This window comes from Microbispora sp. H13382 (assembly GCF_014161445.1).
In the GTDB taxonomy this organism is placed as follows: Bacteria; Actinomycetota; Actinomycetes; order Streptosporangiales; family Streptosporangiaceae; genus Microbispora.
On sequence record NZ_JABBXA010000009.1, the window covers coordinates 169,970 to 182,176 of the forward strand.

Below are 12,207 nucleotides of genomic sequence, written 5' to 3' on the forward strand. Positions count from 1 at the left end.
GGCGTCAGGCGCGCCTGTAGGCGATCACCGACTTCACCAGGCCGGCCAGCCGTTCGAACCGGATCCGCGAGCCGGGGAAGTAGTGTCGCATCTCCGTCACGCTGAGCAGTTCGACGTCCATCACGATGCGCCGTGCGGCCTCCCGATCGGAGGTCGGCGTGTGGATGAGCGGCCAGCGGCGGAGGATCTCCGTCCGGGCCGTCAGCGGGAGGAACTGGAAGCCCGGGAACAGGAAATGCGGCTCGACCGGGAAGTAGCGGTAGGGCGTCTGCACCCAGTGACGGTCGGCCAGTGCGTTCACGGTGTCGGCGAAGATCTGCCGGCGCTGGTGACCACCCACGTGCTCGATCACCGCGTTGGAGAAGACCAAATCGTAGGTGCCGCTCCGGATCGCGGCCGGCAGGTCGCAGGCGTCCGCGACGTCGGCGCGCAGCCAGGACGGCAGGTCAGGCGGCGGCTGCTCCAGGTTGACGATGTGCACGTGGGCCGGTCTGACCGGGGCGCGCAGCCAGGCCCCGGCCGTCCCCCCGAGGTCGATCACGTTCATCCGGTCGAGGTCCGGGAAGCACTCGGCGAACCAGCTCCACCGCCGCGCCCGGGCCTTCGCGCCCAGCGAGTCGGGCGCGTCGACGAAGCGGCTGCGCAGGGCGTTCAGACGGCTCATGGGCGGGGCCTCTCTGATGCGGGGGCTCCTGGGGGCGTGCGGAGACCTTCCGATGCCGAAACGATCATCAGCCCTTGCCCTCGTAGGCGAGCGCGACATCCTCCGGCAGCCGCTCCAGATCGGAGACACGCAGGAAGTCGCGGAGTGTGGTGCCGGTGCACGCGCAGTCGACGTTGGGCGCCTCGCGCCGCGCGATGACGTCGTCCACGTTGACCGTACGGAAGTCGATGCTGAAGCGGGTCTTGCCCGACGTGTTCGGCACCGACGAGTGCAACTGGTTGCCGGAGAAGATCATGACGCCGCCCGGCTCGGGCACGAGCGTCACCCGGGGTTCCAGCTCGATCGGCTCCTCGGGCTTGGGCTGCTCCCGGGTGTCGGTGCCGATGTGCTGCGCCGCGTTGAACCGGCTGGTCCGGTTCCACTCGTAATAGTCGTAGCGGGCGGACCCGTTCTTGACCGGGGTGCTCCAGTAACGCGGATGGAACGTCATCACGTTCTCGGGGACGACCTCGTAGATCGGGATCCACCAGTTGACCTGGCTCAGAGGCGCCGAATACCAGGTGTCCCGGTGCGGGTGGAACGCGTAGGCGATCCCTGTGGTGAGGTAGTCGTCAGAGGTGGACGACCGCATCCTCGGCACGTCGAAATACGTCCGGTCGGCGTCGCAGCCGAAGGAGAGCAGCAGCGCCCGCAGCAGTTCCTTCGCGCGCGGGTGGTGGATGAACTTCGGCTTGAGCTCGGCGAGGATCGCGGCGAACTTCTCCACGGGCAGTTCGTACTGGGCCGTTTCCGGGTCCAACCCGCCGAACGCGTCACCGATCAACTCCCGCGCGAACTCGATCAGCGCCTGGGACTCGGGGCGGGCCGGATACAGGAAGACCTGCCCCTCGTAGAGGCGTGTGCGGCGCTCTTCGTCCGTCAGAAGGGGACCTGAGAAGATAACGGTCACGGTACGGCTATCGCCTTTCTGGAGTCTTCTGTTACCTGCGCTCGGCATACCAGGCCAGCGTCCGTCGCAGCCCTTCTTCCAGGCCGACGGCCGCCTTCCAGCCGAGGATTTCGGCCGCCGGCCCGACGTCGGCGGTCTGGGCCACGTCCAGGGGGCGGTCGGCGACCGCGCCGAACCGCGGCCGCAGTGGGGTGCCGGAGACACGGAAGAGCAACTCCACGGTCTCCCTGACGGAGGTGAGAACCCCCGTACCGACGTCCAGCACCTGCCCGGCGGCCCGGTCGGTCTCACCGGCCAGGACGAACGCGTCGACCACGTCGTCCACGTACACCCAGTCGGCCCGCTTGCTCCCGCTGGTGAGACGTGGCTCCTCGCCGCGCAGAAGAGACAGTGCGAGGTACGGCACCAGCTTCCGGGCGTCCCGCTGGCCGGGACCGTAGACCATGGTCGGTCGCAGCACGGTCACCGGGACGCCCCACAACCGGTGGAACAGCTGTGCGTAGCCGGTGGCCGCCCATTTGGCCATCGCGTACGGCGACGGGGGCGGCGACTGCTCGTTCGCGGGCCGGGGTTCCTCACTGGAGCCACAGAGGATCACCCGGACCCCGGGGAGGGCCGCGGCGTGATGCAGCAGGTTCACCGTGGCGAGGAGATTGCTCTCCAGTGTGGGCAGCACGAGGTCGGCGTCCCTCGCTCCGTCGACCTCACCGGCCAGGTGGAAGACGACGTCCGGGCGGATCTTCTGGAGCAGTGCCCCGGTCGTCTCCCGGTCGCGGAGGTCGGCCGCGTGCCAGATCGCTTGTTCACCCAGGCCTGGGTCCTGCCGGTGCACGGGACCTCGGCTGAGGGTGTGCACCTCGGCGCCCATGCCGGCGAGCCGGAGAGCGAGACGGCTGCCGATGAATCCCGACGCTCCCGTGACCAGGACCTTCCTGCCCACCCATGGTGGTTCTTCCGGCCGTGCGGGTGACGGCGGTCCGGAGGAAGGGGCCCGGGCCATGCGCTCTCCCTAGGTGCTGGATCATGCTGCGTCTCGGCAAGGGAGACGGTCCGGTCGAGACCCGGGTTGACGGCGAGAACAATGTTCGGGCCCGCTAATACAAAAGGGACCCGTCCGAAGACGGGCCCCTTCTCTTGTGGTTCGGTCAGCCGATGGTCCAGGTGTCTCCACCGTGGAGGAGGTCGGCGAGGCTGCCGGTGCCCTTGTCGGCCGTCGCCGCCTGGACCTGCTCGTTGAGGAGGTGGTCGTAGGACGGCCGGTCGACCGAGCGGAAGACGCCGATCGGGACGTGCTTGAAGGCCGGCTCGTCCAGCCTCGACAGCGCGAACGCCAGCGACGGGTCCACGTTGTGGGCGTCGTGGACGAGGATCTCGCTGTCGGCCACCTGCGCGCGGGGCACGACCTGGAGGCCGCCGGTGGGCGACAGCCGTACGGCCTGCTCGTTGTCGCCGGTGCCGAAGACGATCGGCCGGCCGTGCTCCAGCTTGACGGTGATCTCGTCGCGGGTGGCCGGGTCCTTGAGCGTGTCGAAGGCACCGTCGTTGAAGATGTTGCAGTTCTGGTAGATCTCCACCAGCGACGCGCCCCGGTGCTCGGCGGCCTGGCGCAGCACGCTCTGCAGGTGCTTGCGGTCGGAGTCGATGGTCCGGGCGACGAACCCGGCCTCGGCGCCGATCGCGAGGCTGATCGGGTTGAACGGCTTGTCCAGCGACCCCATCGGCGTCGACTTGGTGATCTTCCCGATCTCGCTGGTCGGGGAGTACTGCCCCTTGGTCAGGCCGTAGATCCTGTTGTTGAACAGCAGGATGTTCAGGTTGACGTTGCGGCGCAGCGCGTGGATCAGGTGGTTGCCGCCGATCGACAAAGCGTCCCCGTCGCCGGTGATGACCCACACCGACAGGTCCGGCCGGGAGGCGGCCAGCCCGGTGGCGATGGCCGGGGCCCGCCCGTGGATGGAGTGGAAGCCGTAGGTGTCGAGGTAGTACGGGAAGCGCGAGGAGCAGCCGATGCCGGAGACGAACACGATGTTCTCCCGGCGCAGGCCCAGGTCGGGCAGGAAGGACTGCACCGCGGCCAGGATCGCGTAGTCACCGCAGCCGGGGCACCAGCGCACCTCCTGGTCGGACTTGAAGTCCTTCATGGTCTGCTTGGCGTCGGTGCGGGGGATCAGGGCCAGGCCCTTGCCGTTGAGGCTCCCGTTGAGGGTGTCAGTCACTTTCGATCACGTCCCCGATGACGTCCTGGATGACGGCGGCGAGCTCGGCGGCCTTGAACGGGAGCCCGCGCACCCGGTTGTAGCTGATCACGTCGACCAGGAAACGGGCCCGCAGCAGCATGGCCAGCTGGCCGAGGTTGATCTCGGGCAGCAGCACCTTGTCATAGGCGCGCAGGACCTCGCCGGTGTTGGCCGGCAGCGGGTTCAGGTGCCGCAGGTGCGCCTGGGCCACCTTGTGCCCGGCGGCGCGGACCCGGCGGGCGGCGGCCGCGATCGGCCCGTAGGTGGAGCCCCAGCCGAGCACGAGCACCCGGGCGTCGCCGTCGGGGTCGTCCACGGTCAGGTCGGGCACGTCGATGCCGTCGATCTTGGCCTGGCGCAGCCGGACCATCCGGTCGTGGTTGTCCGGGTCGTAGGAGATGTTCCCGGTGCCGTCGGCCTTCTCGATGCCGCCGATCCGGTGCTCCAGCCCGGGGGTGCCGGGCACCGCCCACGGCCGGGCCAGCGTCTGCGGGTCTCGTTTGAACGGCAGGTAGGTGGTACCGTCCTCGCCGTTCGGCTGCGTGGTGAACTGCACCGAGATGTCGGGCAGCTCATCGATCTCGGGGATGCGCCACGGCTCCGAGCCGTTGGCCAGGTACCCATCCGACAGCAGCATGACCGGCGTGCGGTACGCAAGGGCGATCCGCGCCGCCTCGACGGCCATGGTGAAACAGTCGGAGGGGGTGGCCGGGGCCAGCACCGGCACCGGCGACTCGCCGTTGCGGCCGAACATCGCCATCAGCAGGTCGGTCTGCTCGGTCTTGGTCGGCATGCCGGTGGACGGGCCGGCCCGCTGCACGTCCACGATGATCAGCGGCAGCTCCGTGGTCACGGCCAGACCGACGGTCTCGGCCTTCAGCGCGACACCGGGCCCGGAGGTGGTGGTCACGGCCAGCGACCCGCCGAACGCGGCTCCCAGGGCGGCGCCGACGCCGGCGATCTCGTCTTCGGCCTGGAAGGTGCGGATGCCGAAGTGCTTGTGCTTGGACAGCTCGTGCAGGATGTCAGAGGCCGGGGTGATCGGGTAGGAGCCGAGGAACAGCGGCAGCTTGGCCTGTACCGCCGCCGCGATCAGCCCGTAGGCCAGGGCCTGGTTGCCGGAGATGTTGCGGTAGGTCCCCGGCCGCAGGGTGGCCGGCTTGATCTCATAGGAGACCGAGAACGACTCGGTCGTCTCGCCGTAGTTCCAGCCCGCCTGGAACGCCGCGATGTTCGCCTTGGCGATCTCGGGCTTGCGGGCGAACTTGGCCTCCAGGAACGCGATCGTGCCCTCTGTCGGCCGGTGGTACAGCCACGACAACAGCCCGAGCGCGAACATGTTCTTGGCCCGCTCGGCGTCCTTCTTGGAGATGTCGAAACCCTCGAGCGCCTTGACCGTCAGCGAGGTCAGCGGCACCGCGTGCAGCCGCCACTCGGCCAGGGAGTCGTCTTCGAGCGGGTTGCCGTCGTAGCCGACCTTGGACAGGTTGCGCTTGGTGAACTCGTCGGTGTTGGCGATGATGTCGGCGCCCTTGGGCAGGTCGCCCAGGTTCGCCTTCAACGCGGCCGGGTTCATCGCCACCAGCACGTTGGGGGCGTCGCCGGGGGTCAGGATGTCGTGGTCGGCGAAGTGCAACTGGAAACTCGACACCCCGGGCAGGGTGCCCGCGGGGGCGCGGATCTCCGCCGGGAAGTTGGGGAGCGTCGACAGGTCGTTGCCGAACTGGGCCGTCTCCGCCGTGAACCGATCACCGGTGAGCTGCATTCCGTCGCCCGAGTCACCCGCGAACCGGATGATCACACGGTCGAGTTGCTGAACCTGCTTGGTCACAGCTCCTCAGTCCTCCTTGACGCGCCCAGGCCAGCCTGCTTGTGGCACGTTGTCATATCCATGCTAGATCCATCGGGGTCACGCTGGTTTTTCGTAGATGCGCACTTGAGGTGCGGTCTACCGGGACTTTCCACGCCTGTGGCGCGTTCCCGTTCGGTGCCTGGCCGCCGGGGGGGCGGCGCACCGTCAGCCTCGCGAACCTTCCGGGCGACACAGGCCCGACGCGAGCCGGCACAGGTCTAGGTGCAAGCGGGCGACGAGCTTGATTCGGGTCACGATCCTCAACTATATGCGCGGGACCCCCGTGTGACCGCCAAGTGTTCAGCCCTTGAGATCGTGCCGGGGTTATCCTCGAAGTCTGGAGGCGGTATGAGTGGATATTTCGGCTCATATGCCGTGGTCGTCGCCCTCTTCCTCGTCGGCGTAGCGATCTTCGCCGGCGGCCTGTTCGTGAACCGCATGTTACGACCGAGCCGGCCGACCCCCGAGAAGCTCACGACGTACGAGTGCGGAGTCGACCCGGTCGGCGAGGGCTGGGCGCAGTCGCAGATCCGCTACTACGTCTTCACGTATCTCTACGTGGTCTTCGCCGTCGACGCCGTGTTCCTCTTCCCCTGGGCCACCGTCTTCGCCGCGCCCGGATACGGCATGACGACGCTGGTGGAGATGTTCGTCTTCCTCGCGTTCATCGCGCTCGGCATCCTGTACGCCTGGCGCAAGAGGGTGCTGGGCTGGACGTGACCCGACCGGCTACGGGGAGGACAATGGACGGCATGGCGGTGACCGCATGCCCGTGAACGATCTCCCGATGCCCACGGTGGGGCCGGTGTCCCGGCTGGCGCCCAAACCGATGAAGTTCGTGCTGAACTGGGGCCGTCGCTACTCACTGTGGGTCTTCAACTTCGGGCTGGCCTGCTGCGCCATCGAGTTCATCGCCACGTCGATGAGCAGGCACGACTTCATCCGCTTCGGGGTCATCCCGTTCGCCAACGGCCCCCGGCAGGCCGACCTCATGATCGTGTCGGGCACGGTGACGGACAAGATGGCCCCGGCCGTACGCCGGCTGTACGAGCAGATGCCCGATCCCAAGTACGTCATCTCGTTCGGCGCCTGCTCCAACTCGGGCGGGCCGTACTGGGACTCCTACTGCGTCACCAAGGGCGTCGACCAGATCATCCCGGTGGACGTGTACGTCCCCGGCTGCCCGCCCCGCCCCGAGGCGCTGCTGCACGGCATCATGAAGCTCCAGGAGAAGATCGCGGCCGAGACGCTGGAGGACCGCTACCTGCCGGAGGCGGAGTCGTGAGCGCCATCGAGGTTCTGCGCGAGCGGTACGGCTCACGCGTCACCGACTCCTTCGGCCAGGACGTGCTCGACGTGGACCCCGGCGAGTGGGTCGAGGCGATGGCGTTCGCGCGGTCGGCCGGATTCGAGTTCTTCGACTGGCTGACCGCCGTGGACGAACCGCCCGAGGCGTTCGCTGTCGTGGCCCACGTGTTCGACCCGGTCGCGTTCGCGCACCTGCTCGTGCGCACCCGGGTCCCGCGCGCCGACCCCCGCCTGCCGACCGCCACCGGTGTCTTCCGCGGGGCGAACTGGCACGAGCGGGAGACGTACGAGATGTTCGGCGTGGTCTTCGACGGCCATCCCGACCTGCGCCCGCTCCTGCTGCCGGACGGTTTCGAAGGCCACCCGCTGCGCAAGGACTTCGTGCTGGCCGCCCGCGTCGCCAAGGCCTGGCCCGGAGCCAAGGAACCGGGGGAGTCCGGCCACGGCTCGCCGAGCCGCCGAAGGATGTCGCCCCCGGGCGTGCCGCCCGACTGGGCCTCCGGCTGAGAGGGGTGCCATGGCCGAGGTGCTCGACGTCGCGGTCCGGCTGGTCGTCGTGGTGGCGGCGTTCCTGCTGCTGCCGCTGATCGTCGGGCAGATGGAGCACAAGGCCATGGCCCACATGCAGTCCCGCCTCGGGCCGATGTACGCCGGCGGTTTCCACGGCTGGGCCCAGCTCCTCGCGGACGGCGTCAAGTTCGCCCAGAAGGAGGACGTGATTCCGGCCGCCGCCGACCGGCGGGTGTTCGCGATCGCCCCGGCGGTGGCGCTCGTGCCGTACCTGGTCGTGATGGTCGTGATTCCGGTCGGCCCCGGGCTGGCGGCCGTGGACCTCGACGTGGGGCTGTTCTTCGTGCTGGCGGTGATGGGCGTCGGCGTACTCGGCGCGATCATGGCCGGGTGGGCCTCGGCCAACAAGTACAGCGCCCTCGGCGGCATCCGGGCCGCCGCCCAGCTCATGTCGTACGAGCTGCCACTGGTGCTCGCGGCCTCCAGCGTGGCGATGGCCGCGGGCACGTTGTCCCTTCAGGGCATCGCCGAGCAGTGGCGCTGGTGGTGGCTTCCCTGGCAGGCGATCGGCGCCTTCGTCTTCTTCGTCGCCGGGCTGGCCGAGCTGCGGCGGCCGCCGTTCGACATGCCGATCGCCGAATCCGAGCTCATCATGGGCCCGATGACCGAGTACACCGGGTTCCGCTTCGCCCTGTTCATGCTCGCCGAGTACGCCGGGATCGTCGTCCTGTCCGCCCTGACGACCGTGCTGTTCCTCGGCGGCTGGCAGGGCCCGCTCCTGCCCGGACCGGTCTGGACGCTCATCAAGGTCTTCGCCCTGGCCTTCGTCGTCATCTGGGTCCGGGTGAGCTATCCCCGGATGCGCGAGGACCAGTTGCAGAAGTTCGCCTGGACCGTCCTGGTGCCCCTCGCCCTCCTCCAGCTCGCCCTCACCGGCGTCGTCAGGGTCCTCACCGCCTGAGCGGTCTCACAGCGGGCACCTCCACCCCGGCCACCCCGCCGTCGCCTCGTCCTCCCACACCTGCAGTGTCTTCCCACTGAAGCTGGTTTCCGCGTGGCTGCTCGCCCAGTCCACGAGGGCCGCAGTCTGCTGCACCTTGCCGTTCTCGAACCATGAATGGCTCTCCGCCTCGCTCCGCGCCAGCACGTTGTGGTCCACGAAGCATTGGACTACGGCGACGAGAGCCTGGCCGCGCCGTTCTGCTTCACCTGTCTCAGGTGAAGTGGGCGGTTCTATCCGTGTACAACTCGCCAGCATCTGGGTGCAGACGGCGACGGCCAGGAGACTGGCCAGACGACGCCTCATCATTGTTGTAACCTCATGGCGTCCTGCGCCTCTTTGACCCATTCCGTGAAAGTCTTTCCCGAATACCTCGTGTCGGAGTGCCGGCTCATCCAGTCGGCCATCGCCGCGGTGCGAGTGACAACGCCGTTCTTCACCCAGCTTGCATCGTCGGGCGGGTTGATCGCGCCGGCCAGTATCAAACCCTGTAGTACTGGCGCCTCGACATGCAGGACTTGAGCACGAAAGTCGTCCGCGTTGCTCTTAAACGCCTGAAGGGCGAAGTCGGTGTCGAACATGGCGTTGAGCGGCGGGGCAGCCAGGGCGACGAGGATCTGCGTGATCGTTCCCGGGCCGAGTGGGTTGCTGAAGCTCAATGCGCCGAAGCCTCCGCTGATTATCGAGATCGCCGTCTGCGTGCGGGTGGCTTGCTCGTCCTTCAGCTGTTCCTCGGCGAAGTGGTGGTCGCCCTGAATTCTCTGGATCATGCCGTAGAGGCCGCCCATCTCCCGTAGGTAATTCTGATCTGAGGGGTCTCTGATTGTGGCGGCGACGGCAACGCTTATACGCCCGTCCATCTTTCCCTTGTAAGCACCGAACTCTTTCGGTTCCTGCAGTGCCTGCCCGAACAGAGCCTCCAGTTCAGCCGGCCGTACGACAGGAGCCCAGGGATTTGCGGCATCCTCGCCTCTCTGCATCGCGATGGATGCGGTGAACTCATGACTTGCCGAGGCGGCGAAATCGGGGAGGTAGCGGTCGGCGGTGTAGATCAGTGCGTGCCGGATCTCTCTGGGCAGCACCGTCTGCGGGTGAAGCTTGGAGAAGTCGGCGGTGGCTTGTGCGATGTGAACGACGGACCAGGCCGACTCCTTGGCGTCCGTTGACGTGCCCCGCTCCGCCGAGACGGCGGCCTTGAGGAAGGCGGCCGTGGAGGAAGAGGTGTCGATTTTCCCGGGGGGTTCGAGGTAGCCGGGGGCTGCATCCCTGCTGACTGGGTCGAGATAGGCGCTGGAGTACAGGCTCGCGTCGTAGCCGGGGGTGTGCCAGGAGTCGCTGACGAGCATGCGGGCGTATTTGAGGCCGGTGGCCGGATCGCCCAGCACGTGCCGGGCGGCCATCCCGTTTTCCGCGGCCCGTTGGAGGACGGCCCCCACGGCGTCGTACTCCGCCATGAGCCGCTGATGACGTGAGGCGTCGACGTCGGTCTCCAGCTTGCCGCGGGCGGGCGGCCAGATGGTCTTGCCCGCGGCGCGGGCGTCGAGCATGGCGCGAGTCAGGTCGGCGAGCAGACGGGAGTCCCACGACCTGCCCTCGGGGCCGTACTTCACGAGCATTCCGACCGACCAGGGGTCGGAGCTTCCGGTGAGGGTGGCGCGGGTCGCGGCGGGCAGCAACGGGCGGCGGTCCTTGCCCGTGCCGACGCGCATCTGGCTGGCGGCGGCCAGGGACGCCCCGAGCGCCCGCAGTACGCTCACGCTCTCCGCGCTGAACAGCGCGCTACCCGCTCGTTCGTACAGCGCGCGGGCCGCGCGTAGCGCGAGTGGGCCCGCCCCCGCCCAGAAGGCCGCCTGGTAGTCCTTGTCGGCGAGGTGCCGCCGCAGACTCTCCGGCAGTCCCAGGAGAGCGATGCGTGCGTCCTCGGGGTCCTTCGCCGCGAGGGCGGCGGCCAGCGTCTCCGCATCGCGCTCGCCCTGGTATCCGCTCTGCCCCGTCGCCTCCCAGTCCAGCCGTACGTTGGGCGGTCGATTGGAGGTGAGGCCGAGGACGCCGGGAGCCCGGCCCAGCGCGCTCCAGCCCTGCTGCCTCGCCAGTTCGTACGCCCTGGTCGTGCGGGCGTCCATGTCGCGGACGTCGTCGAGCGCGGCGGCGATGAGGCCGGGCAGCGAGGTGACCGCGACTTCGCTCCCCCATTTCTGCATTTTCTGCTGTATGAGCGGACTGTGCCGGGCCAGCAACTCATGAAGCTGTTCCAGTCGTTTGGTCAGCTCCTTGAGATTTTCGGGATCGACTCCGACGAACTCCCCCACGGCGATCCTTCCCGGTGCGGCGGCCTACGAGGCGGCTTTGCGGCGCTCCGCCTCCTCCACACGGGCGATCAGGTGCGGCTGCTCGGCGAGCACGGCGTCGAACAGCCTGGTGAGCTGGGTCCTTCTGGCGTTCCAGCCGGTCGCCCAGCGGTCGGCCGCCGGGCCCTGCCAGGTGTGGTCACCGAACATGGCGGGGACGGCGGTGAGCGCCTGGAGGATCTCCCGCACGGCGATGGCGGCCGCGGCCATGTCCGCCCTGCATTCGGCGATCTCGGATGACGTCACTGGCCCTCCCGTTTCTCACGGCTGACGCACCGTAGAGCCTAAGGAAACACCGATCGCTCAGCCAGGGATATGTGCGACGACAACCGGGATTACCGAATGACTATGGGAGGTAAATGCCGTATTCGGCGAGATCGGCGGTGAGGTTCGGAGGCAGGGATGCGGCGGCCGAGACGTCCTCGGCCGAGACGAAGCCGCCGACCTGGTCGCGTACGCGCACGATCTGCTCGGCGAGCGCGGGCGTCAGTCCCGGCAAGCCGGCGATCACCGAAGCGGGGGCGCGGTTGACGTCGACCAAACCGCCGTCGTCGTACTGCCTCGGCAGGTCGGGCCGCCCTATCCGCAGCTCGCGTGCCAGCACGGGATCGCGCTGCGCGAGTTCCCTGGCCTGTTCCCGCAGGGCGCGGCGGTGCTGCACGAACGCGACCGCCTGCTCGTTCGCGGACGAATCCGGCACGAGGTCGTCGAAGACCTGCTTCCTGACCGCGAGCGAGTGCACGGTGCCGACGAGCCAGGGGCCGAGCATGCCGAGGACCATGGCGAGGGACACGAGGAACGGTGCTTCGGCTTCGTCGTACGCCTCGGCCAGATAGATCCACGTGCCGATGGCCGTGGCGTACCCGGCGGAAGCGGCCCCGTACCACGCGCTGCGCCTGCGCAGAGCGGCGTACAGCATGGTGAGGGGGGTCCCGAAGCCGCAGGTGTACAGCGGGGCGAGCGCCCACAGGTAGCTGGGCGCGCTGGAAGGCCGCTGCATGGGTGGCGGTGGGGGCATCGGCGGGGGAGGGGGCGGTGGCACGGGTGGCTGTGCGGGCGACGCCGGATGGGCGCCGTAAGGGCCCGGCCACTGCTGCCCGTACGGTCCCCCCCGGTGCCGGTACGGATTCTGTGGTCCCTGCCCCTGTGGTCCCTGCCCCTGTGGTCCCTGTGGTCCCTGTGGTCCCTGTGGTCCCTGTGGTCCCTGTGGTCCCTGTCCGCGCGGCCCTCGTGGTCCCTGCGGTCCGTGCCCTTGTGGTCCCTGCGGTCCGTGCCCCTGTGGTCCCTGTCCGCGCGGCCCTTGTGGTCCCTGCGGTCCGTGCCCTTGTGGTCCCTGCGG

At 68.6% G+C, this 12,207-nt stretch carries 13 protein-coding genes; 4 read left to right on the forward strand and 9 right to left on the reverse strand.

The features are described 5' to 3' along the window. Positions 1-4: 4 nt before the first annotated feature. The 5 genes from HHX41_RS19950 to HHX41_RS19970 form a co-directional block, all read right to left on the reverse strand. Positions 5-664: a class I SAM-dependent methyltransferase gene (locus HHX41_RS19950; RefSeq protein ID WP_169981249.1), complete on the reverse strand. Its 660-nt coding sequence runs from the start codon at positions 662-664 to the stop codon at positions 5-7. Between the two features lie 67 nt (positions 665-731). Beyond that, positions 732-1,613 carry a phytanoyl-CoA dioxygenase family protein gene (locus HHX41_RS19955; protein ID WP_310742078.1) on the reverse strand — a complete coding sequence of 294 codons (882 nt, stop codon included), beginning with the start codon at positions 1,611-1,613 and terminating at the stop codon, positions 732-734. Between the two features lie 31 nt (positions 1,614-1,644). Beyond that, the gene (locus tag HHX41_RS19960; RefSeq protein ID WP_182907182.1) at positions 1,645-2,553 is read right to left on the reverse strand and encodes an NAD(P)-dependent oxidoreductase; all 909 of its coding nucleotides are present in this window, start codon (positions 2,551-2,553) and stop codon (positions 1,645-1,647) included. A gap of 205 nt (positions 2,554-2,758) precedes the next feature. Next, positions 2,759-3,829 (reverse strand): 2-oxoacid:ferredoxin oxidoreductase subunit beta, encoded by a 1,071-nt coding sequence (locus tag HHX41_RS19965; RefSeq protein WP_310742079.1) that lies wholly within the window; start codon positions 3,827-3,829, stop codon positions 2,759-2,761. Continuing rightward, a complete protein-coding gene (locus HHX41_RS19970; RefSeq protein WP_182907183.1) occupies positions 3,822-5,681 on the reverse strand; it encodes a 2-oxoacid:acceptor oxidoreductase subunit alpha in 1,860 nt (619 codons plus the stop codon). The genes HHX41_RS19965 and HHX41_RS19970 overlap by 8 nt, the downstream gene beginning before the upstream one ends. Positions 5,682-6,050: 369 nt before the next feature. Here HHX41_RS19970 and HHX41_RS19975 point away from each other — a divergent pair, with 369 nt between their 5' ends. The 4 genes from HHX41_RS19975 (at position 6,051) to nuoH (ending at position 8,481) form a co-directional block, all read left to right on the forward strand. Further along, positions 6,051-6,422 (forward strand): NADH-quinone oxidoreductase subunit A, encoded by a 372-nt coding sequence (locus HHX41_RS19975; protein ID WP_169981257.1) that lies wholly within the window; start codon positions 6,051-6,053, stop codon positions 6,420-6,422. 67 nt (positions 6,423-6,489) lie between these two features. Further along, positions 6,490-6,987 carry an NADH-quinone oxidoreductase subunit B family protein gene (locus tag HHX41_RS19980; RefSeq protein ID WP_211591810.1) on the forward strand — a complete coding sequence of 166 codons (498 nt, stop codon included), beginning with the start codon at positions 6,490-6,492 and terminating at the stop codon, positions 6,985-6,987. Next, positions 6,984-7,517: an NADH-quinone oxidoreductase subunit C gene (locus tag HHX41_RS19985; RefSeq protein ID WP_310742080.1), complete on the forward strand. Its 534-nt coding sequence runs from the start codon at positions 6,984-6,986 to the stop codon at positions 7,515-7,517. Before HHX41_RS19980 ends, HHX41_RS19985 begins: the two co-directional genes overlap by 4 nt. Before the next feature lie 10 nt (positions 7,518-7,527). Continuing rightward, on the forward strand, positions 7,528-8,481 hold the full coding sequence (gene nuoH / locus HHX41_RS19990) for an NADH-quinone oxidoreductase subunit NuoH (protein ID WP_169981261.1): 954 nt from the start codon (positions 7,528-7,530) through the stop codon (positions 8,479-8,481). 6 nt (positions 8,482-8,487) lie between these two features. Here nuoH and HHX41_RS19995 read toward each other — a convergent pair whose 3' ends face one another. From HHX41_RS19995 to HHX41_RS20010, 4 genes are all read right to left on the reverse strand, one after another. Further along, positions 8,488-8,679, reverse strand: coding sequence for a hypothetical protein (locus HHX41_RS19995; RefSeq protein ID WP_182907184.1), 192 nt, complete (start codon positions 8,677-8,679; stop codon positions 8,488-8,490). A 146-nt stretch (positions 8,680-8,825) separates the two neighbouring features. After that, complete coding sequence (locus tag HHX41_RS20000) at positions 8,826-10,829, reverse strand: hypothetical protein (RefSeq protein ID WP_182907185.1); 2,004 nt, start codon at positions 10,827-10,829, stop codon at positions 8,826-8,828. 24 nt (positions 10,830-10,853) lie between these two features. Continuing rightward, complete coding sequence (locus HHX41_RS20005) at positions 10,854-11,114, reverse strand: hypothetical protein (RefSeq protein WP_182907186.1); 261 nt, start codon at positions 11,112-11,114, stop codon at positions 10,854-10,856. A 100-nt stretch (positions 11,115-11,214) separates the two neighbouring features. Further along, a complete protein-coding gene (locus HHX41_RS20010; RefSeq protein ID WP_182907187.1) occupies positions 11,215-11,868 on the reverse strand; it encodes a helix-hairpin-helix domain-containing protein in 654 nt (217 codons plus the stop codon). Between the last annotated feature and the right edge of the window lie 339 nt (positions 11,869-12,207).